The 23368-nt window shown below is 69.7% G+C and carries 24 protein-coding genes and 2 pseudogenes; 10 read left to right on the top strand and 16 right to left on the bottom strand.

The annotated features are described in order from the left end of the window. The first annotated feature begins 116 nt into the window (after positions 1 to 116). The 6 genes from AB0F91_RS00795 to AB0F91_RS00770 all read left to right on the top strand — a co-directional run bounded on the left by AB0F91_RS00795 (position 117) and on the right by AB0F91_RS00770 (position 4837). Positions 117 to 896, top strand: coding sequence for an ESX secretion-associated protein EspG (locus tag AB0F91_RS00795; RefSeq protein WP_360593584.1), 780 nt, complete (start codon positions 117 to 119; stop codon positions 894 to 896). 276 nt (positions 897 to 1172) lie between these two features. Beyond that, a complete protein-coding gene (locus AB0F91_RS00790; protein WP_360593583.1) occupies positions 1173 to 1541 on the top strand; it encodes a hypothetical protein in 369 nt (122 codons plus the stop codon). Between the two features lie 132 nt (positions 1542 to 1673). After that, positions 1674 to 2117 (top strand): hypothetical protein, encoded by a 444-nt coding sequence (locus AB0F91_RS00785; protein WP_360593581.1) that lies wholly within the window; start codon positions 1674 to 1676, stop codon positions 2115 to 2117. Beyond that, a complete protein-coding gene (locus tag AB0F91_RS00780; RefSeq protein ID WP_360593580.1) occupies positions 2117 to 3577 on the top strand; it encodes a hypothetical protein in 1461 nt (486 codons plus the stop codon). The genes AB0F91_RS00785 and AB0F91_RS00780 overlap by 1 nt, the downstream gene beginning before the upstream one ends. Before the next feature lie 217 nt (positions 3578 to 3794). Next, the gene (locus AB0F91_RS00775; RefSeq protein ID WP_360593578.1) at positions 3795 to 4463 is read left to right on the top strand and encodes a PhzF family phenazine biosynthesis protein; all 669 of its coding nucleotides are present in this window, start codon (positions 3795 to 3797) and stop codon (positions 4461 to 4463) included. Next, positions 4463 to 4837, top strand: a complete 375-nt coding sequence (locus AB0F91_RS00770; RefSeq protein ID WP_360593577.1) for a YccF domain-containing protein — start codon at positions 4463 to 4465, stop codon at positions 4835 to 4837. Before AB0F91_RS00775 ends, AB0F91_RS00770 begins: the two co-directional genes overlap by 1 nt. Here the strand turns inward: AB0F91_RS00770 and AB0F91_RS00765 are convergent. The 6 genes from AB0F91_RS00765 to AB0F91_RS00740 form a co-directional block, all read right to left on the bottom strand. Then, entirely contained in the window at positions 4834 to 5628 is a 795-nt protein-coding gene (locus AB0F91_RS00765) for a metallophosphoesterase family protein (RefSeq protein WP_360593575.1), read from the bottom strand. The genes AB0F91_RS00770 and AB0F91_RS00765 overlap by 4 nt on opposite strands. A 37-nt stretch (positions 5629 to 5665) precedes the next feature. Further along, on the bottom strand, positions 5666 to 6460 hold the full coding sequence (locus AB0F91_RS00760) for an HAD-IIA family hydrolase (protein ID WP_360593574.1): 795 nt from the start codon (positions 6458 to 6460) through the stop codon (positions 5666 to 5668). A gap of 108 nt (positions 6461 to 6568) precedes the next feature. After that, entirely contained in the window at positions 6569 to 7645 is a 1077-nt protein-coding gene (locus AB0F91_RS00755) for an ABC transporter ATP-binding protein (RefSeq protein WP_360593572.1), read from the bottom strand. Continuing rightward, positions 7642 to 8418 carry an ABC transporter permease gene (locus AB0F91_RS00750; RefSeq protein WP_360595084.1) on the bottom strand — a complete coding sequence of 259 codons (777 nt, stop codon included), beginning with the start codon at positions 8416 to 8418 and terminating at the stop codon, positions 7642 to 7644. Before AB0F91_RS00750 ends, AB0F91_RS00755 begins: the two co-directional genes overlap by 4 nt. Positions 8419 to 8464: 46 nt before the next feature. Next, a complete protein-coding gene (gene modA, locus AB0F91_RS00745; RefSeq protein WP_360593571.1) occupies positions 8465 to 9271 on the bottom strand; it encodes a molybdate ABC transporter substrate-binding protein in 807 nt (268 codons plus the stop codon). Further along, positions 9268 to 9672 carry a helix-turn-helix transcriptional regulator gene (locus AB0F91_RS00740; RefSeq protein ID WP_360593570.1) on the bottom strand — a complete coding sequence of 135 codons (405 nt, stop codon included), beginning with the start codon at positions 9670 to 9672 and terminating at the stop codon, positions 9268 to 9270. Before AB0F91_RS00740 ends, modA begins: the two co-directional genes overlap by 4 nt. Before the next feature lie 428 nt (positions 9673 to 10100). Between AB0F91_RS00740 and moaA the strand changes: the two genes are divergently transcribed. The 3 genes from moaA to AB0F91_RS00725 all read left to right on the top strand — a co-directional run bounded on the left by moaA (position 10101) and on the right by AB0F91_RS00725 (position 12767). Next, the gene (gene moaA / locus AB0F91_RS00735) at positions 10101 to 11174 is read left to right on the top strand and encodes a GTP 3',8-cyclase MoaA (RefSeq protein WP_360593569.1); all 1074 of its coding nucleotides are present in this window, start codon (positions 10101 to 10103) and stop codon (positions 11172 to 11174) included. A 25-nt stretch (positions 11175 to 11199) separates the two neighbouring features. Beyond that, positions 11200 to 11451 carry a MoaD/ThiS family protein gene (locus tag AB0F91_RS00730; protein ID WP_360593568.1) on the top strand — a complete coding sequence of 84 codons (252 nt, stop codon included), beginning with the start codon at positions 11200 to 11202 and terminating at the stop codon, positions 11449 to 11451. Positions 11452 to 12119: 668 nt separating this feature from the next. After that, positions 12120 to 12767, top strand: a complete 648-nt coding sequence (locus AB0F91_RS00725; RefSeq protein ID WP_360593567.1) for a transglycosylase family protein — start codon at positions 12120 to 12122, stop codon at positions 12765 to 12767. 142 nt (positions 12768 to 12909) lie between these two features. Here the strand turns inward: AB0F91_RS00725 and AB0F91_RS00720 are convergent, their stop codons facing one another. The 4 genes from AB0F91_RS00720 to AB0F91_RS00705 form a co-directional block, all read right to left on the bottom strand. After that, positions 12910 to 13941: a molybdenum cofactor biosynthesis protein MoaE gene (locus AB0F91_RS00720; RefSeq protein ID WP_360593566.1), complete on the bottom strand. Its 1032-nt coding sequence runs from the start codon at positions 13939 to 13941 to the stop codon at positions 12910 to 12912. Continuing rightward, a complete protein-coding gene (gene moaC, locus AB0F91_RS00715; RefSeq protein ID WP_360593565.1) occupies positions 13938 to 14411 on the bottom strand; it encodes a cyclic pyranopterin monophosphate synthase MoaC in 474 nt (157 codons plus the stop codon). Before moaC ends, AB0F91_RS00720 begins: the two co-directional genes overlap by 4 nt. A gap of 90 nt (positions 14412 to 14501) precedes the next feature. Beyond that, a complete protein-coding gene (locus AB0F91_RS00710; RefSeq protein WP_360593563.1) occupies positions 14502 to 15899 on the bottom strand; it encodes an NAD-dependent malic enzyme in 1398 nt (465 codons plus the stop codon). A 126-nt stretch (positions 15900 to 16025) separates the two neighbouring features. Further along, the gene (locus AB0F91_RS00705; protein WP_360593561.1) at positions 16026 to 16208 is read right to left on the bottom strand and encodes a hypothetical protein; all 183 of its coding nucleotides are present in this window, start codon (positions 16206 to 16208) and stop codon (positions 16026 to 16028) included. A gap of 92 nt (positions 16209 to 16300) precedes the next feature. On the opposite strand from AB0F91_RS00705, the gene AB0F91_RS00700 reads away from it, so the two are divergent. Next, a complete protein-coding gene (locus AB0F91_RS00700; RefSeq protein ID WP_360593559.1) occupies positions 16301 to 18541 on the top strand; it encodes a helicase-associated domain-containing protein in 2241 nt (746 codons plus the stop codon). Positions 18542 to 18757: 216 nt separating this feature from the next. Here AB0F91_RS00700 and AB0F91_RS00695 read toward each other — a convergent pair. The 6 genes and pseudogenes from AB0F91_RS00695 to AB0F91_RS00670 all read right to left on the bottom strand — a co-directional run. Then, positions 18758 to 19183: pseudogene (locus AB0F91_RS00695) on the bottom strand (aldo/keto reductase); the annotation flags it as partial. Positions 19184 to 19446: 263 nt separating this feature from the next. Further along, positions 19447 to 19650: a hypothetical protein gene (locus AB0F91_RS00690; RefSeq protein WP_360593558.1), complete on the bottom strand. Its 204-nt coding sequence runs from the start codon at positions 19648 to 19650 to the stop codon at positions 19447 to 19449. Positions 19651 to 19691: 41 nt separating this feature from the next. After that, positions 19692 to 20024: pseudogene (locus tag AB0F91_RS00685) on the bottom strand (DUF742 domain-containing protein); the annotation flags it as partial. Positions 20025 to 21206: 1182 nt separating this feature from the next. Beyond that, positions 21207 to 21632 (bottom strand): roadblock/LC7 domain-containing protein, encoded by a 426-nt coding sequence (locus AB0F91_RS00680; protein WP_360593556.1) that lies wholly within the window; start codon positions 21630 to 21632, stop codon positions 21207 to 21209. Between the two features lie 371 nt (positions 21633 to 22003). Then, positions 22004 to 22612 (bottom strand): ATP/GTP-binding protein, encoded by a 609-nt coding sequence (locus tag AB0F91_RS00675; RefSeq protein WP_285972089.1) that lies wholly within the window; start codon positions 22610 to 22612, stop codon positions 22004 to 22006. After that, the gene (locus AB0F91_RS00670; RefSeq protein WP_360593553.1) at positions 22593 to 23357 is read right to left on the bottom strand and encodes a DUF742 domain-containing protein; all 765 of its coding nucleotides are present in this window, start codon (positions 23355 to 23357) and stop codon (positions 22593 to 22595) included. The genes AB0F91_RS00675 and AB0F91_RS00670 overlap by 20 nt, the downstream gene beginning before the upstream one ends. Positions 23358 to 23368 lie beyond the last annotated feature (11 nt).

Here is a 23368-nt window from a genome sequence, read left to right as displayed (position 1 = left end):
GTCTTCGTCGACACCCGCGAGTCTAGGAACCCGGGGGGTCGACGACCACCCGGCCGGGCACCCGCCTTCCGCTACGCTCGGTGCGGGTTCGTTTCACGAAGGGTTGGGGTTGGGCCGTGCCGGAGGAGTTCTCCCTGAACTTGACCGAAGTCGACGTCGCCGTCCGCCGCAGCGGCCTGCCGGCTTCGTGGCACCCCTTCGAAATCCGCAGCCCGGGGCTGACGCTTTCTGAACACCGCCGCCTGTCGGACTCGGCTTGGGACGCGCTGCGTTCTCGCGGGTTGGCCCATGCGGACAAGCTCGACCACGACGTTCTGGTCACCTTGCAGGCCTGGACGCGCCCCGAGGTGCTGATCATCGTGCGCGCGGCGGAGCTGCCTTCGGGGACGGTGCTGTACCGGGCCTGCATCGGTGAGGGGCTCGGGGTGTTTTCGTCGTCCTCGCCCGAGGGGATCCGATTCCAGCAGACGCGGCCGGATCGGCTGGTGGAGACGGTGTTGAGCATGTTCCCGGCCTATCCGGCCCTGCCGGTCGCACCGGTCTCTCTTACACAGGCGCCGGCTCGCCATTCGGCTGCGTCGTCGGATGATTCGGACTTTTCGGACCGGGATTTCACTTCGCCTTCGTCAAGTCCGTCTCGCCGTGATCGAGATGCTCTGGGTGCTTACTCTCAGTGGCCACTGCATCGGCACGGCACGGTGGAGCTTTCGCTGCGGCCTCGGCACGGGGTGTTGCGCCCCGTCTCGACGGCCACCTTCGTCGATACGGACGGGGGCCGGTACGTCACGTTCTCGGAACCGCTGCGAGATGGGGGCTTCCGGCTGCGGTTCGTGCCGTCCGACGGGTCGCACCTGCGCCGGTGGCTGTTCGAGACGATCGAGGAAGGGATTCGCTGAGTCGCCTTGTCGACTCGACGCCGAGCCTCGTACCGGCCAATTCGCTCATCTTTTCGCGGGCGCTACACGTCGACCCGTAGTGTTCACCACGTGACTGGACCGACTCGTGGCCTTTTTACACTCGCCTGTCTCGCCACCCTCGCGCTCGCGCTCACGGCGTGCGACGGCTCAGTTGGGGGCAACCCGTCACCGGCGACCTCGGCCGGACAGGGTTCGAGCAACACTGCGCCTCCCCTCTCCAACACACCGTTGGCAGGGATGAGCTCATGCAAGGCGTTGGACCAGGCGATCGCGGGGCAGGGCTTCCCCCCATCGACTCCGACGCTCGCGGACCCGGAACACGCGTGCGAGACCGAGAAACCCGGGTACGGCAGTGTCGGTCTGGACCTGCAAGACGGCCAGAGCTACGACGCGGCCTTCTCCAACACGAGTCAGCTGCAGAAGGGGAACGTGCGAAACCGTCAAGCGTTCCTAGAACCGGCGATCAACCACGGGACCGGAGGCTGTGCGGTGAGCATGGAGGTGAAACCGAAGTCGCGTGCGCTCGTTGTCCTAACTCTGTCGTCCGGCAGCACCGACCAGGCGTGCCTTGATGCGCGCAAGGTCTCGGAGGCCGTCGATCTGCTTCTCCCCTCGAACAGCTGACGAGCGTCGGCCGTTATCCGGAACTCGCTGACAGGTCGTGATGGCCCATCTAGAGTGGGCACGGAAGCACGCAGCGTGTTCAGGAGGGTGGCTGCAGCGATGACAAGCGCGTCCAACTTCAGCGGTCCCCCCGTGTCCGTGACCGATTCGGGCCAGGGTGAAGTTCCGAACCTGTTGGTCAGCCCTCTCGACACAGAGGGGGCGCACCGCCTGAACGACGCCGCCAAGACGTTCAAGGCGCTCGCCGAGAGCGGCGGGTTCGCGGTCAATGAAGTCGGGTTCGAGGCCTACAACAAGGTGTGCAACGAATTCCTTGACGGCTACGCCGGGATGCAGAACGAGGTCAGGTTGCTCGTGCAACGCGCCAAGATGGGATCGAGCGACTACTCAACCCAGGTCGCGACTTACAACGTCAAGGTCGCCGACGGTGACGAGAACTCACTGATCCCCAACCTCGAGCTGCTCAAGCAGAGCATCCTGCAGGTTCAGGAGGCGCTGAAGATCGCGAAGGCCAACTACCACGCGGCCGACAGCGAGCACGCCCAGACCTTCTCCGGCATCGGCAAGGCGCATTGATGAGCGAACGTGTCCAACCCCGCGAATACGAAGCCGACTACTACAGCCAGACCCACGCCGACCTGTCTAAGAAGGCAGCACCGGGGCGGTTCGGTGCCGAGGATCAGCAGAACGTTCGCGACTCGGTCGATCAGCGCACCGGCCAGGCGGCGTCGAAGTACTCGGTCACCCAGGGTGAGCAGCTCCTGCAGGGCCAAGCCACTCGCGGCGACGCTCCCGCCCCCGACGCGAACTACGCGGCGCACGATCACCAGACGCTGTACGACATGGTCCACACGAACATGGACCCCGGCGACCTCGACGCCCGGGGGCGGGTAGCCAACCAGCTCGGCAACTGGCTGGCCGAGATCTCCAACTCAATCAACGACGCAGCCAACTCCAGCCAGATCGAGTGGCAGGGCGCGGGCGCGTCACAGGCCCACAACTTCTTCCAGAACACCGCGACCTACGCAGCGAACACCGCGAACGCCGCCCAGCTGAGCTCCAACCGCTATTCGCAGCAGGCCGCGGCGGCCGGGCACGCGCAGACGACCATGCCGGAGCCCGTCAAGTTCGACCAGCAGGCCGAGCTGGACAAGGCCACCCAGCAGTTGAGTGTCGCGGATCCTGCGGCCGCCGTGCAGACGATGAACGCCATCGCCGCCAAGCAGAAGGAGGCGGACGCCGCGCATCAGCAGGCCGTGCAGGTGATGCAGGGACTCGACAACACGTACCACGAAACGTCCACGACTCAGCCCCAGTTCTCACCCCCGCCGCCGATCGGAGGCGGGGACGACAGCACCCACGCAAGCAGCGCTCAGCCCGGAGCCGGCCTCGGAGGGCACGCGGGTGCGTTGAACACCGGCGCCGGCGGCTTCGGGCCGCCCGGTGGAAGCGCGCCCGGGGGTGGCCCCGGTGGCGGGGCGGCAGGCTTCAACGGCAACGCCTACACACCACCCGGTGCGGGCTCCAGCACCGGTGCCGGGGCCTTCGGTGGGCCCGGCGGTACGGGTGGCTCCGGCTTCCGGCCGCCCGCCGGTGGCGGTGGCTTCGGCCGCCTGTCCCCGGACGCATTGGCGTTTGGGGGTGGCCCGGGCGGCGCAGGGGGTGCCGGCGAGGAGACCCTGCGCGGAGGACGCGCCGGCGGCGGGACCGGGAGGTCCGGCGGCGGGTTCGCCGGGAGCCGCGTATCCGGCGGCGGAGCCACAGTGAAGCCGGGCGAAGGCGAAGGCCCAGGCTCTGGCAAGGGCGCCGGCGAGCGGCTGGAGCGCGGGGCGACCGCGGCGGCCAATGCGGGCAAAGCCGGGAAGGCCGGTGCGGGCGGAGCGGCCGGCGCCGCGGGGGCCGGTAAGAAGAAGGAAGACGACAAGGAGCACAAGAACAAGCTCCCGAACCAGGAAGACCCCGACGAGGTGTTCGAGGTGCGTCCCGAGCGTGGGCCCGACGGGGAAAAGATCACGCCCCCGGTCATCGGTGGGTGAGGAGAGGCTGACGGAGCGCGGCGCCATCCGGCGGGTGGCGCCGCGTGGTGTTTCTGGGCGAAGGGCGGCAACGGCGATGTCTCGAGCGCGCCGCGCCCTGGGTGTCGAGCAGGTGCGGCCGGCAACTGGAGCCTAGGCAAGTCGACAAAACGACACCCACAAAACCCAGGGTAAATCCCTGACACCCCCACCCACCGCCCCCGGTACCGTCAACCCCATGCGGTTCTACGTGGTCGATGCGTTCACCGGGGAGGCGTTCGCCATCGTCAGGAAGAACGACACCACCACAACCCTGCGCTGGTTCACCCCGACGACCGAGGTGGACCTGTGTGGCCACGCCACCATCGCGGTGACGCAGGTGCTCGGTGGCACGCAGAAGTACGAGACGCGCAGTGGAATCCTCACCTGCACCAAACGCGAAGACGGCTGGATCGAGATGGACTTCCCCGTCGACGAGCCGCAGGAAACCCAAGAGGACGTCGGCCACATCATCAAAGACACCAAGCCCCTCTACGTCGGCCGCAGCAGGGAGAACCTGTTCATCGAGCTCGAAACGGCCGAGGACGTCGAACGGGCCCAGCCGGATCTTGAAGCGCTCAAGGGCACCTGGACCGGGCGCATGATCATCACGGCCCAGAGCACGACACAGCAGAAAGACTTCGTCAGCCGGTTCTTCGGGCCCGGCGTCGGGGTGGACGAAGACCCGGTCACCGGGTCGGCGCATTGCGCGCTGGCGCCCTACTGGGGCAAGAAGCTCGGCAAGACGAAGATGCAAGCCCACCAGATCTCGCGAAGGGGCGGCGTCGTCCGAACCGAACTCGACAACGACCGCGTCCGCATCAGTGGGCAGGCGGTCACCGTGGTGAGTGGGGAGCTGCACGTCTGATGCGCCTGCTGCTGAACATCATCTGGCTCGTGCTCTGCGGATTCTGGATGGCCGTGGGCTACGTCCTCGCGGGCATCGTGTGCTGCATCCTCATCATCACCATCCCGTTCGGACTGGCGTCGTTCCGGATCGCGAACTACGCGTTGTGGCCGTTCGGCCGGACGGTGGTCGACCGGCGCGACGCGGGCGTCGGGTCGGTGCTGGGCAACATCATCTGGTTCATCTTCGCCGGCCTGTGGCTGGCAATCGGCCACGTGGTCACCGGCATCGCGCTGTGCATCACGATCATCGGGATCCCGTTGGGGATCGCGAACTTCAAGCTGATCCCCGTGTCGCTCATGCCGCTGGGCAAGGAGATCGTCGACGTCCCCTAGGACTCGGGGGTAAAAGGCAACGGCACCACGAGACACGGTCCGCCCACGAACAGGCCGCCGTCGATGCCCAGCGCCTTGCCACCGGCGTACAGGTACGGCCCCTCGATCTGCGCCGGGTGGATGCCCAGCTGGTCGGCGATCACGCTGTGGCCGTGGACGATCCGCGAACCGCCGAGGGCTGTCATCAACGCGTCCGCGTTCTCCTCGCCGGCCGGGCCGCGGAAGGCGTAGCGCGTGGTCATCCGGCGCCAGACGTCCCACCACGCTTCGATGTCGCTGCCGGTCAGGATTTCCCTCACCGACGCGTTGATCGACGCGATGTCCGAGCCCCAGTCGAGGTACTCCAGCGTGTCCGAGTGCATCAGCAGGTGGTCGTCGACCAGCGTCACCAACAGGCGCGCCGAGAGCCACTCGATGTGTTCCGGTGTCAGGCGGTCCTGATCTGACAGCAGGCCGCCGTTGATCTCCCAGCTGCGGGCGAAGCTGCGCGGCCCGAAGTCCGACGGCACCTGGCGGTCGCCGAAGTGGTACATCCCCAGGAGCAGGATCTCGTGGTTCCCCAGCAGCATCTCCACGGAGCCGCCCGCCTCCGGCGCCTGTTCCTGCAGTGAACGCACGAAGTCGATCACGCCGACGCCGTCGGGACCGCGGTCCACGAAGTCGCCGAGGAACCACAGCCGGTCCTCGGCGCCGCTCCACTTGCCGTCGCTGTCGACCAGCCCCTCGGCGCGCAGTGCGTCGGCCAGGGCGTCGCGGTGCCCGTGGACGTCGCCCACCACATACACGCTCATCGTTCGACGATAGGCCCTGCTCCGGCGCGCACGCCGGTCAGCCTTCGCCGAACGGGTCCAGGGTTCGCCCGATCAGGTCCGCGACGGAGTCGATCACCATCGTCGGCCGATACGGATAGCGTTCAGCCGACTCCTGACTGGATATCCCGGTGAGCACGAGGATCGTCTGCAGCCCCGCTTCGAGGCCCGCGTGCACGTCGGTGTCCATGCGGTCGCCGATCATGAGCGTCGACTCCGAGTGCGCGCCCAGGCGCCGCAGCGCCGAGCGCATCATCAGCGGGTTCGGCTTGCCCACGTAGTACGGCGAGCGCCCGGTCGCGCGCTCGATCAGCGCCGCGACGGACCCCGTGGCCGGCAGCGAACCCTCCATGCTCGGGCCGGTCGCGTCCGGGTTGGTGGCGATGAACTTCGCGCCGCGCTCGATCAGGCGGATGGCGTTGGTGATGGAGCTGAAGCTGTAGGTGCGGGTCTCGCCCAGCACCACGTAGTCCGGGTCGCGCTCGGTCAGCACGTAACCGACCTCGTGCAACGCCGTGGTCAGCCCGGCCTCGCCGATCACGAACGCCGTGCCGCCCGGGCGCTGCGAGTCGAGGAACTGCGCGGTGGCCAGCGCGGAGGTCCAGATCGACTCCTCGGGGACGTCGAGCCCGGTGCGCAGCAGCCGCGCCCGCAGGTCGCGCGGGGTGTAGATGGAGTTGTTCGTGAGCACCAGGAAGCCGATGTCCTTGTCCCGCAGCTCGGCGAGGAACTCATCTGCGCGCGGCACGAGGTGCTCTTCGCGAACCAGGACGCCGTCCATGTCGCTCAGGTACGTCCAGCGGCCTTCTGTCACCCTCGCCGTCCTCTGTTCTGCGGAACTTGATCGAAACAGCCGCACCGTACCACGGTCCCCCGGCAAAGTGCGCCCGCAACGAAGGATTTCCGTTGGGGCACAAAGCAGTCAGGCTTGCGCGGGGTGCACCGCCACCGTCGCGGCTTTCACCGACAGCGTCACGGACGAACCCGGCTCCAGCTCCAGGTCGGCCACCGCCGCGGGGGTGAGGTCCGCGGTCAGGCCCTCGGCCCAGCCCCCGCCGGTCACGCGCAGCCGGATCACGGGCCCGTGCGGTTCCAGGGCCGCGACCGTGGCCTCGGCCGTGTTGCGCGGGCTGCCGTGGTGCTCGCCGTCGTGCGGGTACACGGCCACCGCGTTGGGCTCGAACACCGCGACGGCCGCCTCGCCGACCACGGCGTCCGGCGACAGCAGCCCCGACACCAGAACACCCGACTTCGTACGCAGCCCCCCGGCCTCCGCGACACCCGAAACCAGGTTGAGGCCTGCGATCCGGGCCGTGAACGCCGTGCGCGGCGCGGCCAGCACCTCTCGCGTCGGCCCTCGTTCGACGATGCGCCCGCTCGACATCACGGCCACGTGGTCGGCCAGCGCCAGTGCGTCGAGCGGATCGTGCGTGACCAGCACCGTCGTCGGGCCGTCGCGCAGCACCCGCCGCAGCAGTCCCCGGATCGCGGGCGCCGCGTCCACGTCGAGAGCCGCGAACGGTTCGTCGAGCAGCAGCAACGACGGCGTCGAAGCCAGCGCCCTGGCGATCGCCACCCGCTGCTGCTGGCCGCCGGAGAGCTGGCCGGGCCGGCGGCGCGCGAACGCCGAGGCGTCCACCTCCGCCAGCCACTTTTCCGCGATCTCCCGGGACTTCACCCGGCCGGCACCGGCCGAACGCGGCGCGAAAGCCACATTGTCCAAAGCGGACAGATGCGGGAACAGCAACGCGTCCTGCGACAGCAATCCGACACCACGCGCGTGCGGCGGCAAGTCCACCTTCTCACCCGCCAGCACGCGGCCGGACAACGTGATGTCGGCCGACGTCACGGGCACCAGCCCGGCCAGGCCACCGAGCACTGTGGATTTTCCGGAGCCGTTCGGCCCGAGCAGCGCGAGCACCGTTGCTTCGGGCACGGTGAACTCGACGTCGAGGGAGAACGTGCCGCGTGAGAGCGCGATCCGGGCCGAGAGCGTCACCGGAAACCACCTTCGAACGACCGCGGCCGCGCCACCGCGATGACCACGATCGCCACGACGATCAGCAGCAGTGCGAGCGCCACCGCGCTGTCGACGTCCACCTCGGCCTGCGTGTAGACCTCCAGCGGCAACGTCCGGGTGACGCCTTCCAGGCTGCCGGCGAAGGTGATGGTCGCACCGAACTCCCCCAGCGCGCGGGCGAAGCTGAGCACCACGCCGGAGCCGAGCGCCGGCAGCAGCAACGGCAGCGTCACGCGGCGGAACACCGTCCACGGCCGCGCGCCGAGCGTGGCAGCCACCTGCTCGTAGCGGTCGCCGGAGCCGCGCAGCGCGCCTTCGAGGCTCACGACCAGGAACGGCATGGCGACGAACGTCTGCGCGATCACCACGGCCGCGGTCGTGAACGGGATCAGCTGCCCGGTCAACGCGTTGATCAGCATGCCGAGGAAACCCTTGCGCCCCAGCAGGTACAGCAGCGCGAGGCCGCCGACCACGGGCGGGAGTACCAGCGGCAGGAGCACGATCGAGCGCAGCAGCCGCGTGCCGCGCACGCGCGACCGGGCCAGCACCACGGCCAGCGGCACGCCGAGAATCACGCACGCCACCGTGGACAGCACAGCCGTGATCACCGACAGCTTCAACGCGGCCAGCGACGACTCGGAGATCAGGAGAGAGGGGAACCGGGCGACGTCCGAGCGCACGAGCAGCCCGACGACGGGCAGCACCACGAGCGCGAGTGCCACTACGGCGGGGATCCAGAGAACAAGGGGAATCCGCGAGTGCGGCAGCCGGGCCGCGGCCGCCGCACCGCGTTGCCCCTTACTGCGCCGGGCCAAACCCGATCTTGGTCAGCTCGGCCTTGCCCTGCGCGCCGAGCACGAAGTCGTTGAACTCCTTGGCCAGAGTGGTCTGCGGAGCGTCCTTCACCACGGCGATCGGGTAGCTGTTGATCGCGCCGGAAGACTCCGGGAAGTCCACCTTGTCGACCTTGTCCGCGGCCGAGGTCGCGTCGGTGACGTAGACCAGGCCCGCGTCGGCGTCACCCGACTGCACCTTCGCCAGCACCTGCTTGACGTCGGTCTCCTCGCTCGCCGGCTTCAGCGTGACGTGGGTGCTGTCCTCGACCTTCTTGGTCGCCGAGCCGCACGGCACCTGCTGCGCGCAGACGACCACGGTCAGGCCGGCCTTGGTGAGGTCGGAGAAGGCCTTGATGCCCTTGGGGTTGCCCTTGGCCACGGCGATCGCCAGCTTGTTGGTGGCGAACACCGTCGGCTGCCCGTCGATCACACCGTCCTGCACGGCCTTGTCCATGTTGGCCTGGTCGGCGGAGGCGAACACGTCGGCCTTGGCCCCGTTGTCCAGCTTCTGCACGAGCGCCGCCGAGCCCTCGTAGTCGAACTTGACGGTGACACCCGGGTGCGCGGCCTCGAACTCCTTGCCGAGCTCGCTGAACGACTCGGTGAGCGACGCGGCGGCGAACACCGTCAGCGTGCCCGTTGCGCTCGAACCGGCGGGCGAGGGCACTGCCGGGCCGCCCGAGCCGGGGCTGGTGCTGGCCTCGTCGTTCGCGCTGCACGCACCGGCCAACAACCCGACCGCCGCGACGGCGATGGCGAGCTTCTTCATCTGTTTCCTTCCGGGGTCTCCACCACGACGGTGGTCGCCTTGACAACGGCCACCGCGAGCACACCCGGGCGCAGCCCGAGCTCGCGGACGGCTTCCGAACTCATCAGTGACACCACTCGGTGCGCCCCGCACTGCAGCTCTACCTGGGCCATCACCTTGTCGGCGGTGACCTCGGTGACGAGCCCCACGAAGCGGTTGCGGGCGGAGCGGCCGACTGCCGACGGGTCGTCGGGACCGGCGGCCTGCGCGCGGGCGAACCCGGCCAGCTGGGCACCGTCGACGACCTTCCGGCCGGCGGCGTCGTCCGTCGCGGTCAACTGACCGCTGCGGACCCAGCGCCGGACGGTGTCGTCACTGACGCCGAGGAGCCTGGCGGCCTCGGACAACCGAAATTGCGGCATGGTCGGAAGATTATCGCCGCAGTTGAGGAAAAGCTACGCGAAACCTGAATTGTCGCGCGGTTCGTTGTGTGACTCTTCGAGTATTGCGTTCTGATAACGCTCGGGGTTCGGCCGGACGGTCCCCAGCCGCAGGCCGCCACTGTCGATCGGGCCGGCCGATCGCCCGCGCCACAGCCGGTGTGGACAGTCGGATCCGCACCACGATCCAGGTCACCGCCAGGGGTTTTCGCCTTCTGTCCTGCGAGGTCGAGGGTGGTGCGGTCGATTCCGGACAGTCTCGGTGGCGCCGGCGCGCGAGCGGCGTGGCTGGGTGCGTGAGCAGGCGGTCACGCAGAGGTCACCGAAGGCTGCTGAGACATCGTTCGTCAGCCTGTCCGTGGATAAGGAGGAGTCGGCTTTTCGGGCCTGCGCGAGTTAAGCTGTGAGTAATGACGGCAGTACATCTTGGGTTTCCTCGCGTCCCCGGTACACGAGGTTCGTCCGGCGTGCCCTCGGCACCCCGCCCCGATCATCCGGGCTTGCTCGACCAGTTCGGCCGCGTGGCTACGGATCTGAGGGTCTCGCTCACGGACCGCTGCAACCTGCGCTGCACGTACTGCATGCCCGCCGAAGGCCTCGACTGGATGCCCGGCGAGCAGGTGCTCAGCGACGACGAGCTGGTGCGGCTCATGCGCATCGCCGTCGAGACGCTGGGCGTCACCGACATCCGTTTGACCGGCGGAGAGCCGCTGCTGCGCCGGGGCCTGGAGGGCATCGTGGCGCGCGTCACGGCGCTCGAGCCGCGGCCGCGGGTTTCCATGACCACCAACGGGATCGGTCTCGCGAAGCGGGCCACGGGCCTCGCCGAGGCCGGCCTGGACCGGATCAACGTGTCCCTCGACACCGTGGACCGCGCGCTGTTCGAGCAGATCACCCGCCGCGACCGGCTCACCCACGTGCTCGCAGGCCTCGCCGCCGCGCGTGACGCGGGGCTGGCGCCGGTGAAGGTCAACTCGGTGCTGATGCGCGGGATCAACGAGCACGAGGCCGTGCCATTGCTGCGGTTCTGCCTCGAAGAGGGCTACCACCTGCGGTTCATCGAGCAGATGCCGCTCGACGCGCAGCACGGCTGGAACCGCGGCGAGATGATCACCGCCGAGGAGATCCTGTCGATGCTGGGCGAGGAGTTCTCGCTCTCGCCGTTCCCGGCCGCCCGCGGCGGCGCGCCGGCCGAGCGATGGCTGGTCGACGGCGGACCCGGCGACGTGGGCGTGATCGCGTCGGTGACCAGGCCGTTCTGCGCCGCGTGCGAGCGCACCCGGCTCACGGCCGACGGCGCGGTGCGCTCCTGCCTCTTCTCCAACGACGAGACGGACCTGCGCGCCCTCCTGCGCGCGGGCGCGCGTGATGAAGAGGTGGCGGACGCCTGGCGGGCCACGATGTGGGGGAAGCTCGCGGGCCACGAGATCAACGAAGCCGGGTTCGCGCAGCCGATCCGGCCCATGAGTGCGATCGGCGGATGACATGTCACCCCAGTCCCTGGAACCGATGACCGTGCTGGTCCGCTACTTCGCCTCCGCCCGCGCGGCGGCGGGGGCGGAAGAGGAAAAGCTGAAGCTGCCTGAGGGCTCGACCGTCGCGGACGCGGTCCGCTTGGTGCGTGAGCTGCATCCGGGGCCATTGCAGCGCATCCTCGACGCGGCGAGCTTCCTGTTGAACGAGGTTGCCGTCCGTAACCAGAATCGCGCCCTCAGTGACGGAGCGCAACTCGATGTGCTCCCACCCTTCGCCGGCGGCTGACCCTCGCGCAGACCCCGTCAGACCCGGCTCAGGGGCTCACTGAGCCCCCAAACCCTCCCGCCCGGCCATTTGGTCCGGACCACGTCGAGCGGCGCTCAAGACGCCGTGGGCGGCCATTCTTGTCAATACCTACTCTCCGAAGTGGTTCGCTCACGGCGTATTCCCGGGCACTCGCAGAACCACTCGGCGTGCACTGGCGGACTTCGCACTGAGTGGTTTAGGGTGCCCGACTCAATGGCCGCGCGAACGGACCGTTGACGCCTTATCGACGTGATCCAAGCCTCACGATCCGTGAAATATCTCAGGCAGAAAACGGGCAGATAACGGCCATCTGACCTGGGAAAACATTGCGATCGTGAGAGGTTGCCTGCTGTTACTGTGACGTAGGTCACATGCCGAATAATTTCCGATCACGGCTCTCGTTACGTACCGTCGCTTTTCGGTTGGCCCCGACCGACCGAGCAAGACCGGGAATCCGTAGCGCCTAGCCCTGTCCGACGGATACCCGGACCCATACCCCGAGCGAAAGCATTTCCGGACAGGGACGAGGGGACGAAGACCGCGCGTCGTGCGCTGTCCGCGTCTGCCGCCCGGCAACGGGCGGACGGGCTCCCAACCCGGCCCTCAGCCTTCGGGCTCGTAGGTGCAGGAAACCGAGAAGCATTCTCATGTCGTACCGAGGCAAGCACCGCAAGATGTCCGCCGCCACCCGCACCATCGCCCGCGTCGCTGTCGCGGGTATCGCGGTCGGCGCGCCCATCGCGATCGCCGCGACCCCCGCGTCGGCGACCAACTGGGACGCTGTCGCGCAGTGCGAGAGCAGCGGCAACTGGAACACCAACACCGGCAACGGCTACTACGGCGGCCTGCAGTTCACGCAGAGCACCTGGAAGGCCTACGGCGGCACCGGCAGTGCGGCGAACGCTTCCCGTGAGCAGCAGATCGCCGTGGCCGAGCGCGTTCTCGCGGGCCAGGGCGGCGGCGCGTGGCCGAACTGCTACAGCAGGGGTGCCGGCGGCTCGACCGCGGCGCACAAGTCGACGAAGTCGACCAAGTCGACCTCGAAGTCGACGACCAAGAAGGCGACCCCGAAGAAGAGCGCGAGCGCCCCCAAGAAGGTCGCCAGCACGCCGGTCACCGGCGTGCCGAGCTCGAACCCGAACGGTGACTACACCGTCGTGGCCGGCGACAGCCTGTCGAAGATCGCCAAGCAGCTCAACGTTCAGGGTGGCTTCGAGAAGCTGCAGCAGCTGAACAAGGGCTACATCCCGAACGCCGACCTGATCCTGGTCGGTCAGAAGATCGCCACCAAGTGACTCCTGACCTCTCGTGAGGTCGTGAAGTCCTTCAGTGCGCAGCGTTCGGTTGGCTGTGATCCGACGAAAGGGCCCCACCGCGAATTTCCCCCGGCGGTGGGGCCCTTCGTGGGATCTACCGAACGGCCGCGGCCGCGGCGGGTCAGGGTGAGTTGACCCATTCGTCGGAGCCGTCGGTGAAATGCTGGTGCTTCCAGATCGGGAGCCGGGCCTTCACCTCGTCGACGAGTTCCGCGCAGGCCGTGAAGGCCTGGCCGCGGTGCTCGGCGGCGACAGCACACGCCAGCGCCACGTCGCCGATGGCGAGCGGGCCGACACGGTGGCTCACGGCCACGGCGCGGACGCCCGTCCAGCCCCCGGCGAGCTCGGTGACGACCTGGGCGAGCACGTCGCCCGCGGTGGGGTGGCCTTCGTAGACGAGGTCGAGCACGCCCTTGCCGCCGTCGTGGTCGCGCACGACCCCGCCGAAGGTGACGACAGCGCCGGCCGCGGCGTCCTCCACGAGGCGGGCGTGGTCGTCGACGGACAGCGGCTGGTCGCTGACCTCCGCGCGGAGGATGCGGACTCCAGGCGTGCTCGGGGTCTTGGCTTCGAGCGCATCCGCCGGCAGCGAGTCCGCGGCGAGTGCGTCGGCGACGGAGGCGGAGTTCTCCGTGGACGCGGCGGCTTGTTCGGCCTTGGCCAGGTCCTCCGAAGTGGGCCGGGGGTGGTCGCCGCCGGCGAGCTGGTCCACGGCGTGGTCCAGGATCCCTTCCAGTACGCCCAGCCCGTCCTTCACGCCGCCGCGCGAGCCGGGCAGGTTGACGACGAGCGTGTGGCCCGCGACACCCGCGAGGCCGCGCGACAGCACGGCTGTCGGCACGTGCGGCAGGCCCGCGGACCGAATCGCGTCCGCGACGCCCGGAAGTTCGTAGTCCAGCACCTCGCGCGTGACGTCCGGAGTGCGGTCCGTCGGCGAAATGCCTGTGCCGCCCGTGGTCAAGACCACCGCGACGCCCTCGGAAACCGCCGCGCGCAAGGCGATCCCCACCGGTTCACCGTCCTCGACGACCACCGGCTCGGGAACCGCGTAGCCGCGCCCCGCGAGCCACTCCACGAGCACCGGGCCGGTTTTGTCCTCGTAGATGCCCTTCGCGGCGCGGTTGGACGCCACGATCACCCGTGCCTCGCTCATGACTGCCGCTCCCACGTGCCGGTCTTCCCGCCGTCTTTGCGGATCAGGCGGACGTTGTCGAGCGTCGCGGCCGGATCCACGGCCTTGATCATGTCGTGCAGCGTGAGCCCCGCGACCGCGACGGCCGTGAGGGCCTCCATCTCGACGCCGGTGACGTCGGTGGTCTTCGCTGTCGCGCTGATGTGGACGGCGCTGGAGTCCAGTTCGAACTCCACCTTCACGCCGGACAACGCGATCTGGTGGCACAGCGGGATCAGCTCGGGCACGCGCTTGGCGCCCATGATGCCGGCGATCCGGGCCGTCGCCAGTGCGTCGCCCTTCGGCAACCCGTTGGCGGACAACAATTCCACCACCTCGGCGGTGGTGTGCACCGTGCCGCCGGCGAGCGCCGTGCGCGCGGTCGCCGTCTTGCCGGAGACGTCGACCATCCGCGCGGCGCCGGTTTCGTCGACGTGGCTGAGTTCACTCACCCCTGGAGGCTATGCCAGCGGTGTCCCGGCCGACAAAAGGCCCCGTCACCGCGGCGAGCGATGACGGGGCCTCGTGGTGCCCGGGGAAACTCAGCCGGCCGTGGCCTCCGCGCGGACAGCCGCCTTCACGGCCTCCGCGACGGCCGGGGCCACCGCGTTGTCGAACACGCTCGGCACGATGAACGACGCGTTGAGCCGGCTCTGGTCCACCACGTCGGCGATCGCGTCGGCGGCCGCCAGCAGCATGTTGTCATCGATGTTGTGGGCGGCGGCGTCGAGCAGGCCGCGGAAGACGCCAGGGAACGCCAGGACGTTGTTGATCTGGTTCGGGAAGTCGCTGCGGCCGGTGGCGACCACGGCGGCGTGCTGCTGCGCCTCCAGCGGGTCGATCTCCGGGTCCGGGTTCGCCAGCGCGAAGACGACGGCGTCCTTGTTCATCGTCGCCACCTGCTCGGCGCCGAAGAGGTTCGGCGCCGAGACGCCGATGAACACGTCGGCGTCGACCAGGGCCTCGTGCAGCGTGCCGGCCTGCTTGTCGCGGTTGGTGTGGTTCGCGATCCAGGTCAGGTTGTCGTCGAGGTTGCCGCGGTCCGGGTGGACGATGCCGTCGATGTCGGCGGCCACGATGTCACCCGGGTTCTTGCGCAGCAGCAGCCGGATGATGGCCGAGCCGGCCGCGCCGACGCCGCTGACCACGATCTTGCAGTCCTCGATCTCCTTGCCGACCACGCGCAGCGCGTTGCGCAGCGCCGCGACGACCACGATCGCCGTGCCGTGCTGGTCGTCGTGGAACACCGGGATGTCGAGCTGCTCACGCAGGCGCGCCTCGATCTCGAAACATCGCGGCGCCGCGATGTCCTCGAGGTTGATGCCCGCGTAGACCGGCGCGATCGCCTTGACGATCTTGATGATCTCTTCGGTGTCCTGCGTGTCCAGGCACACCGGCCACGCGTCGACGCCCGCGAACTTCTTGAACAGCGCCGCCTTGCCCTCCATCACGGGCAGCGCGGCGGCCGGGCCGATGTTGCCGAGGCCGAGCACGGCGGAGCCGTCCGTGACTACGGCCACGGTGTTGCGCTTGATGGTCAGGCGGCGCGCGTCCTCGGGGTTCGCGGCGATCGCCTGGCACACCCGGGCGACACCCGGCGTGTACGCGCGGGAGAGGTCGTCACGGTTGCGGAGCGCGACCTTGGGCGTGACCTCGATCTTGCCGCCGAGGTGGATCAGGAACGTCCGGTCGGAGACCTTGCGGACCTTCACGCCCGGCAGCGAGTCGAGCGCCTGCGTGATGTCCTGCGCGTGGTTCTCCGACAGCGCGTTGGCGCTGATGTCGACCACGATCGTGTCCGCGTGCGACTCGACGACGTCGAACGCTGTGAGCACCCCGCCGACGCGGCCGACGGCGGTGGTGAGGTCACCGGCGGCCGTGGAGGAAGCCGGGGCCTCGACCCGGACGGTGATCGAATACCCGGGACCGGGAACCGGCATGGCACTAACTCCCCGCTGGGAAACCTGTGGCTAGGACACTTCGAACACTAGCCCCGTGACCGCCGCCACCCGACCCCAACCGGGTGACTGACCGGTAACTACGGTCGTCTCCCCGGAAGCGTGGATTCAGCGGTTGATTTCCGTCTCCGGGTGCACGTAGGGCACCGAGTCGAGCGGGAAGGTCAGGTCGCCGAACGGCGACAGCGCGCCCTGCCGGTCGGACGCGAGCTCCGACACGGGGTGTTCACCGTCGTCCGCCGGCCAGGTGGGGTCGATGCCCTTTTTCCTGCCGTTCTCGCCCTTCGCCACAACGCCCTCCATTGACCTGGTGCCGCCGGTTCGCCCACAGTCTGCCCGAACACCCCCGACGCCCGCTCACCCGCCCGGTATCCTGGACGTCTATGCCCGCGACCTCTCTGGCGGACTGGCTGCGTGCGGAGTCCGACGACGCACTCGCCGACCTGCTGCGCACCCGTCGCGATCTGTCGACCCCGCCGCCTTCCGACACCACCGTGCTGGCCACGCGCGCCGGCACACCGGGCTCGGTCGCGCGCGCTTGCGAGGACCTCGACACGTTCACGTTGGCCGTGCTCGACGGCTTCCTCGTGGCGGGAGCGGACACCGCGCCGGTTTCGTCGGCTTCGGTTGCCGCACTGGTCGGAACGGACATTTCGGGCCCACTGGCGCGGTTGCGGGCGCGGGCGCTGGTGTGGGGTGCGGACGACGAGCTGCGGGTGCCGCCGGCCGCGCGTGACGCGCTGGGGCCGTTCCCGGCGGGCCTTGGGGCGCCCTCACCGGCGTTGGCCGCTTCCGACCTGGCCGCGCGGCTGGCGGAGGTCGGTGAGGACGAGCGCAAGGTGCTCACGGCGCTGGCCGCCGGCCCGCCGATCGGGCGCACCCGTGACGCGAGCTTCGACGTCTCGCTGTCCGATGCGGCCACGCCGGTGCAGAAGCTACTGGCGCGCTCGCTGTTGCTGCGGCGCGACGACCAGACGGTGGAGCTGCCGCGCGAGCTGGGGCTGTTGCTGCGCGGCGGGGCGGCGTTCGAAGCGGCCACCCTGGTCGAGCCGGAGCTGCCCGTCCATCCACATCAGACGGACACTGTGGACTCCGCAGCCGCCGGCGAGGCGATGGAGTTGTTGCGGCAGACGGAAACGCTGCTGCGTTCGTGGTCAGTCACGCCGCCGCCCGTGCTCAAGTCGGGCGGGCTGGGTGTGCGGGAGCTGCGGAAGCTGGCGAAGGACCTGGAGGCCGACGAGGCGCGCGCTTCGTTCGTCGCGGAGCTGGTCGTGGGCGCCGGCTTGGTGGCCGACAGCGAGGCGACCACGCCGGAGTGGGTGCCGACCACGCTCACGGATTCGTGGCTCGCGTCGCCGACGGTGCAGCGCTGGATGACGCTGGCGCAGGCGTGGCTGGAGCTGCCGCGGCTGCCCGGGCTCGCCGGCGGGCGGGACGCGAAGGACAAGCCGATCGCGCCGTTGTCGGAGGACCTGCGTCGTCCGCTCGCGCCGGTTTCGCGCCGTCGGGTGCTGGCGGCGCTCGCGGACTTGGCGCCCGGTTCCGGCGTGAAGAGCGTGGACGAGCTGGTGTCCGTGCTCGCGTGGCGCGCGCCGCGGCGGGGCGGACGGCTGCGCGACGAGACCGTGGGCTGGACGATGGCCGAAGGGTCGGCGCTGGGCCTGATCGGCCTGGGCGCGCTGACCACCGCCACCCGGCTGCTGCTGGAGGACGACCGCTCCGGTGCTGTCGAGGCGATGCACGACGCGTTGCCCACGCCGGTCGACCACGTGCTCGTGCAGGCGGACCTGACGGTCGTCGCACCGGGACCGCTCGAACCGGAACTGGCGACCGCCATGGCCACCGTCGCCGACATCGAGTCGGCCGGGCACGCGACCGTCTACCGCGTGACCGAGACGACCGTGCGCCGCGCCCTCGACACCGGCCGCACGGCCGACGAGCTGCACGCGCTGTTCCGTGCCAAGTCCGCCACCCCCGTGCCGCAGGCACTCACGTACTTGATCGACGACGTCGCCCGCCGCCACGGCCGCCTCCGCGGCGGTGCCGCCGCATCGTTCCTGAGGTGCGACGACGAGGCTCTGCTGGCCGAGGTGCTCGCCCACCCCGTCGCCGCGGAGTACGACCTGCGCATGATCGCCCCGACGGTCCTGATCAGCCCCGTGCCGCTGGGCGAGGTCCTGGAAGCTCTGCGCAGCGCGGGTTTCGCGCCCGCCGCCGAAGGCCCGGACGGCCGCGTCGTCGACATCCGCCCGTCCGGCCGCCGGCTTCCCGCGCGCGCCCGCGCGGCCCGCTCGCGCCCCGGCGAGCAGGCCGTCCTCACCGACGAGCAGGCCACGCGCATCGTCGCCAACCTCCGTGCCGGCGACGCGGCCACCGCGCGCCGCCGCGGCTCCGCCGTCCGCGCCCCCTCCGGCGGCGGCGCCGACACCACCGCGACGCTGGAACTGCTCTCCCGCGCGACCCTCGAACGCCGCGAGGTGTGGATCGGCTTCGTCGACTCCCGCGGCACGGCCAGCCAACGCGTCGTCCGCCCGGTGCGCGTCGGCGGCGGCGTGCTGGAGGGGACGGATCACGAGCGGTACCCGTTGCACCGGATCACTTCGGCCGCGCTGGTGGAGGAGTAAGGCCTCACCAGGCAAGGCCTCTGCTGCCGGTTTCGCGCCGTTGGGGCCCGGGGCCGGGCAGAGCCGGCCGAGTTCGGCGAGGGTGTCCGCGTCCAGCTTCACCTCGAGGGCACGCAGGGCTCCGTCGAGGTGCGCGAACGTGCGGGCCCGATGATGACAGGCGGTGCCGCTGCGGTCGGCGCTGCCGTCGCGTTGTTTGCGGAGCACACCGCTGAGGATGCCGCCGTGGAGCGGGGACCACGGGATGACGCCGAGACCATACGCACGGGCGGCGGGGAACACTTCGAGCTCGGCCCAGCGGAACAGCAGGTTGTAGATCGACTGCGCGCGCAACAGGCCGCGGAAGTGCCGCGACCGCGCGGCCTCCTGAGTTTGCGCGAGGTGCCAGCCGGCGAAGTCGGACGAGCCGAAGCGCAGCAGGGACGCGTCGATCGCGTGGCGGATGTGGCGCGCGGACAGGCCGCGGTCGTTCGGTCCGTCGCCGGTCGACGTGAAGAGCTTCGTGGCCAGCACGGTCCGCTCACGCCGGTCGCGGCCGCGAGCGAACCAGCGGCCGAGGTTCTCCCTGGTGCCGCCGGGCTGCTTGCCGTACGCGTTGGCGGTGTCGAAGAACGTGATGCCGTGCTCGTGCGCGCGGTCCATGACGGCATGACTGTCCTCTTCGGACGTTCGCGAGCCGAAGTTCGCGGTCCCAGGACGAGCCGCGAGACCATGAGCCCATGCACCGGCGATTCGCGACCAGGGAAGCGCTCATCGACGCGCTGGCGTTGCGGGCCACGCAGCGCTTGGCCTTCCCAGTGGACTCCGCGCACCCGGATGTCGTGCCACTGCTGGTGGCGCTTCACCAGACGACGGCGAACGTCCTCGGCGTGAAGATCGGCTGGGGCTTCGCGATGAGCCAGGCGTCATCGGCGAACCGCGAGATCGCGCGTTTGCACGAGGAGGTGCGCGAAACTTGCGTGCGGCTGTTCCGGCGCGCTCAGGAAGCCGGCGCGCTGCGCGCGGACCTGGACTGGACCCGCCGCGTCTACTGCGCGCTCATCCTCGAAGCCGCGCAGGACACGGACGTGAAGAGCGCCGACGCGGTCGACGAAGATCGTCGTCGACACGCTGCTGCGCGGCGCCGGAACCGGCAGCGCACTCTGACGTCTCAGAGGTTGCGCAGGCCCTGCAGGACGCGCTCCATGAAGTCGCGCGAGGAGCGGTCGCCCAGGACGAGTTCGGTTTGGTGGATGAGGACCAGGCCGAGGTCGGCCATGTCGCCGACCAGGACCTTCACCACGCCGAGCGGCAGGTGGAGGTGGGCGGCGATCTCGGCGACCGAGCGGGTGTCCAGGCAGAGGTCGCAGATGCGGCGGTGCTCGATGGAGCGCACGCCCCGGTAGCGGCGGCCGTCGTCGCTGGTGGAGACCAGGGCTTCGAGCGCGAGGTTGTGGTCGGAGCGCGTGCGGCCGCGGGTGCGGGCGTAGGGGCGGACGCGGGATTTCGCCGGTTTCGCCGCGGGGCTCGGATCTTCGCGCGACCAGGCGTGCTCGGGCTCGGGCGAGTACGACTCGGCCGGATACTGGTCCTGTTGTGCCGCAACGGGTTCAGGCGCGTACTGCCGGTGCGCGGCAGACTCGGGCGCGTACGGCTCAGCCGGGTACGAATCCTGCTGCGGCGCAACGGGTTCGGGAGCGCGGCGACGTCCCGTGGCGCGTTCCGGGGGTTCGGCGAGACGGTGCTGCGCGTCGGCCGGCGGGAGATAGCCGACGTCGGCCGGCGTGGGGCGGTAGGGCTGGTCGTGGTCGGCGGTGTCGACGGCGGTGCGGCGTCCGTGCTGGTCCGCGTGCGAAGGTGCGACGACCGCGTGGCGGCCGGTCGGCTCGGAGGAGTCGTAGGCGGGCGCTTCGAAGTAGCCCGAGGGGTACTGGGTGGCAGGTGCCTGGTGGTGCTCGGCGGGATGCGACTCCGGTGCGGCGGAACGGTTGTGGTCCGTCGGGTAGCGCGCATCGGAAGCAGGCGGCTGGTGGTAGCCGGAGGGAGACGGCTCAGCGTGCTGGTACCCGGAGGCGTAGGCATCCGAAGCCGGCGCCTGGTGATACCCCGACGCGTAGTCGTCGGCGGCGGGCGCCTGGTGATAACCCGAGGCGTACGCGGCATCCGCAGCAGGCGCCTGTTCGTAGCCGTAGGACTCCGGAGCCCGCTGGTACCCCGTCGCACGAGCAGCATCCTGCCCGTAGCCGGGCTCATCCGCCGCCCCGCCGGCCGGCTCCTCCACCGCAGCCAGATGCCGCCGCTCCGGAGCCTGGTAATAAGCCGAGTCCTCCGGAACCTGACGGTCCTCGTGCGTCAGGTACGACTCCGCGTCGTAGTACCCCGAGGAAGTCCCGGTCTCTTCCCAGTACCCCGACTCCCCGTCCTCGACCCACTCGTACCCGTCATCGTCGTAGTAGTCGGAAGTGGAAGGCGAAGAAGACGAAGGTGCGACAGGAGCGTGAGCAACCGGACGAACGGGAGCCGGTGGCGGCACAGCGGAAGCAGCCGGCCGCCGGTGCGGCAGCATCGTTTTCAGCGTGCTCAGCTCGAAATGGCTCGGCGAGTCCACGCCTTCACGGTCGGTTCCCCTGTGCAGCGCGTCCCAAGCGCCCGTGTCCTGCTCGCCGAAACCGGAGATCCTCATGTGCTAACCCCGCACCCCGCCCTGGAGCTGGGCCCGCAGTTCGGGCGTGATCTGCTGGCCGACGCGCTCCACGAGCAGCGTCATCTCGTACGCCACCGTGCCGATGTCGCACGTGGGGGCGGCCAGCACGGCCAGCGACGACCCGTCGGACACCGACATCAGGAACAGGTACCCGAGCTCCATCTCGACCACCGTCTGGTTCACACCACCGGCTTCGAAACACCGCGCGGCGCCCTGCGTGAGGCTCACGAGGCCCGACGCGACGGCCGAGAGCTGCTCGGCGCGCTCCTGCGGCAGACCTTCCGACGGCGCGAGCAGGAGACCGTCGGCCGACACCAGCACGGCGTGAGCGGCGCCGGGCACCCGGCGCACGAAATCCGTGATCAGCCAGGTGAACGTGCCCTGGCCTTCCTGGCCGGAAACGGTCACTGTCCCTCCAAACTGGTCGAACACCGCCGAACACCGCCATGATCGCCGGGCGGGCGTGAAGACGCCGTTCCAGCGTATTCACCCGCCCGACACTGTCGAGCCCGCGTCGGGCGAGCACCCGTGCACTGTGCGTACCGATCCGGACGCACATCGCGCGAACCCATACGTGACCACGCATACGTGGGTCACTCGGTAGTGGCACCGGCAACTGAGCGCAGCGGGGTGTCTGCGCAGGTCACCGGCCGTCCGGCTGCCCCTTCGGGCCTTGCCGGCCCCGACCGTACCGAAGAGCGGGCGGCGAGCCCTACTCCGGTCGGAGGCAGCACTCCCCGAAGCGGGTGAAGCACGTGGAGTTCACTCCAACGGCCGCACTAGCCTGCCCTCAGTGCCGTGTCGTGAGCGATGGCGTGCTGCACGACCGAGATCAGCACCTGCTTGGCGGAGTCACGTTCGCGCGCGTCGCAGGCCATGATCGGCACCGACGGGGAGATTGTCAGGGCGTGCCGCACGTCCTCGATCTGGTGGTGCAGCAACCGGTCGAAGCAGTTGATCGCGACCACGTACGGCAGTTTCCGGTTCTCGAAGAAGTCGATGGACGGGAACGCGTCGGCGAGGCGGCGCGTGTCCACCAGCACCACGGCGCCGATCGCACCGACGGCGAGGTCGTCCCACATGAACCAGAACCGGTGCTGGCCCGGCGTGCCGAACACGTACAGCACGAGGTCCGAGTCGAGCGAGATCCGGCCGAAGTCCATGGCGACCGTGGTGGTCGTCTTGTTCGGCGTGGCCGAAGTGTCGTCGTGGCCGACACTCGCCTCGGTCATCATGGCCTCGGTGGTCAGCGGGTCGATCTCCGAGATCGCCCCGACCAGCGTCGTCTTGCCCGAACCGAACCCACCCGCGACCACGATCTTGGCCGACGAGGTCGGACCCGTCACCTGCGGTGTGTTCGCGTCGGAGTCAAATTCTCCGAAGCCCACTGAGCACCCTTTCCATGAACTCGATACTGGGGCGGTCGCCCGAGGAAGTGCTGCTGGTGGTGTGCACCAGCACCAGTCCGAGACCCGCCACGTCACCAATGAGCACCCGCACGACGCCGAGCGGCAGGCGCAGCAGCGCCGCCACCTCCGCGACGGAGCGGGTGTCGATGCACAGATCGCAGATGGACCGGTGCTCGGGCACGCGCACGCGGTCCAGCACGCGCCCCTGCTCGCTGGTCGAGACCAGCGCCTCGATCGCGAGGTCGTAGGTCGGCCTCGTCCGGCCGCGGGTGCGGAAATACGGGCGCACGAGCCCGGATGTCTCCACCTCGGCCACCGGCGGTTCGTCCACGTACTCGCCCGCGGCCTGCAGCGGCAGAGCTTCGGCGAGCTCGTTGGACGACGGTCCCGGCGAACCGTCGCGCTGGGCACTGAACGCCGCGAACTCCGCGGAGTCGTACAGCGGCCCGCTCGCGCCGCCGAACAGCTCGGCGCCCGGGCCGCCCAGGAGGCGGTCGCGGTACTCGCCGGTGATCGGCTGCTGCCCGGCGTTGGAGTCCGTCAGCCAGTTCGGCGGCTCCCGCACCGGTTCCGCGTCGGATCCCGTGGCGCGCCGGGCGCGCCACTCGCGGTCCACTCGGTCCCGGAAGGACTTCCAGTCCTCCCGGCCTTCGTCCCGCTCGGCCCAACCGCCGGTGAAATCGTCACCGAGCCGGCCATCGCCCCTCAAGCGCCCGTCGTCCACGGTCTGCTCCT

The sequence above is a fragment of the Amycolatopsis sp. NPDC023774 genome, from assembly GCF_040639695.1.
Lineage (GTDB): Bacteria > Actinomycetota > Actinomycetes > Mycobacteriales > Pseudonocardiaceae > Amycolatopsis.
This window is presented reverse-complemented; position numbering and strand designations above follow the sequence as displayed.

Excerpts from the sequence above, each read along its gene's own strand:
- AB0F91_RS00700 (WP_360593559.1), top strand. The coding sequence starts at position 16,301 with ATGCCCGCGACCTCTCTGGCGGACTGGCTGCGTGCGGAGTCCGACGAC.
- AB0F91_RS00775 (WP_360593578.1), top strand. The coding sequence starts at position 3,795 with ATGCGGTTCTACGTGGTCGATGCGTTCACCGGGGAGGCGTTCGCCATC.
- AB0F91_RS00710 (WP_360593563.1), bottom strand. The coding sequence starts at position 15,899 with ATGCCGGTTCCCGGTCCCGGGTATTCGATCACCGTCCGGGTCGAGGCC.
- AB0F91_RS00730 (WP_360593568.1), top strand. The coding sequence starts at position 11,200 with ATGACCGTGCTGGTCCGCTACTTCGCCTCCGCCCGCGCGGCGGCGGGG.
- AB0F91_RS00740 (WP_360593570.1), bottom strand. The coding sequence starts at position 9,672 with ATGCCGCAATTTCGGTTGTCCGAGGCCGCCAGGCTCCTCGGCGTCAGT.
- AB0F91_RS00725 (WP_360593567.1), top strand. The coding sequence starts at position 12,120 with ATGTCGTACCGAGGCAAGCACCGCAAGATGTCCGCCGCCACCCGCACC.
- AB0F91_RS00765 (WP_360593575.1), bottom strand. The coding sequence starts at position 5,628 with ATGAGCGTGTATGTGGTGGGCGACGTCCACGGGCACCGCGACGCCCTG.
- AB0F91_RS00780 (WP_360593580.1), top strand. The coding sequence starts at position 2,117 with ATGAGCGAACGTGTCCAACCCCGCGAATACGAAGCCGACTACTACAGC.
- AB0F91_RS00720 (WP_360593566.1), bottom strand. The coding sequence starts at position 13,941 with ATGAGCGAGGCACGGGTGATCGTGGCGTCCAACCGCGCCGCGAAGGGC.
- modA (WP_360593571.1), bottom strand. The coding sequence starts at position 9,271 with ATGAAGAAGCTCGCCATCGCCGTCGCGGCGGTCGGGTTGTTGGCCGGT.
- moaA (WP_360593569.1), top strand. The coding sequence starts at position 10,101 with ATGACGGCAGTACATCTTGGGTTTCCTCGCGTCCCCGGTACACGAGGT.
- AB0F91_RS00770 (WP_360593577.1), top strand. The coding sequence starts at position 4,463 with ATGCGCCTGCTGCTGAACATCATCTGGCTCGTGCTCTGCGGATTCTGG.